This is a genomic window from Polaromonas sp. P3_C2 (assembly GCF_056402675.1).
In genome coordinates this window covers 1-891 of the sequence record NZ_JBFUGX010001081.1, presented here as the reverse complement: position 1 = coordinate 891, position 891 = coordinate 1, and the positions used below count along the sequence as shown (strand labels likewise).

Sequence of the window (891 nt, the reverse complement as noted above, 5' to 3'; positions counted from 1 at the left end):
CAATTATTAAATCAGGCGCTTTTTAATACGAAAACAGAAACGTCACCGTTGTCGTTGAGCAAAAGGTTTTTCTCAAACAAACGGGCATCCAGATGCTTGTATCTAATGCCTTCACTGTCTACCGCCTCTAGCGCCATCGTCAAGACCGAGCCTTCAACAGAATAATTGAAAGGCCACTCGCCCATGTCAGCCCGCCTTGAATGGAAATAAGTGCCAGTTCCATCCGCATTGAGTTTGATCACGACCTCCATGAATCCTTTGACACTTTTCCGATCAATCCACTCGCCATAAATTTCAGCTGCTGAATTAACTTCGCTGGTGCTTGGCCAAAGCTCTCTCAATTCCTCCTGGCTCGGCGCTTTAACTAACTTGTTTGCGGCGTCTACGGTTTTTGACAAGATCGATGACATGGTTTTCTCCTAAGGTAATAAACGGGTACGGACCCAAAAACGATTCCAGATATACAGCCAGCAAAGAGCCTCTCGGGCCAGGAGCTGCCGCCCAGACTCCTAGGCATGACGTATCACGCGCAGTTCGAACATCCAGTCATGAAGTCGTGCGTTCACCTTGATGCCGCTGGACTCCCAGTCGAACCAGCCAATGTCGCTCAAGTCCTTGTTGTATCCAACCTCGCGCAGCAAGTCCGTGAAGTGCTTGTGCATGCCCGTTTCCGAGAGTTCAGCGCGCAGCTCCAACTCAATGCTCTGTTTGTTGCCTGGCGCGTTCCATATATTGATGCGCAACTGGTCGCCCAGGTCGCGTGCCGTCAATGCTTGTCCATGTACGCCAACCCGAAAGTCATGGCCAGTCCAATCGGGCAGGGCCGCAATCTGGCCTATCAATTCCGCATACGTGTGCCCCAGTATCTGGTCCAAACCAACGGCATCGATC

The 891-nt window shown here is 51.1% G+C and carries 2 protein-coding genes; both read right to left on the bottom strand.

Annotation, left to right across the window (positions count from 1 at the left end; genetic code table 11):
- Window positions 1-11: 11 nt before the first annotated feature.
- Entirely contained in the window at window positions 12-410 is a 399-nt protein-coding gene (locus AC1DWI_RS24745) for a hypothetical protein (protein WP_477669003.1), read from the bottom strand.
- A gap of 99 nt (window positions 411-509) precedes the next feature.
- On the bottom strand, window positions 510-891 hold a 382-nt coding region (locus AC1DWI_RS24740; protein WP_477726122.1), incomplete at its 5' end, for a hypothetical protein.

Bases quoted from the DNA above. Each gene is read 5' to 3' on its own strand.
- AC1DWI_RS24745 (WP_477669003.1), bottom strand. From the start codon at position 410: ATGTCATCGATCTTGTCAAAAACCGTAGACGCCGCAAACAAGTTAGTT.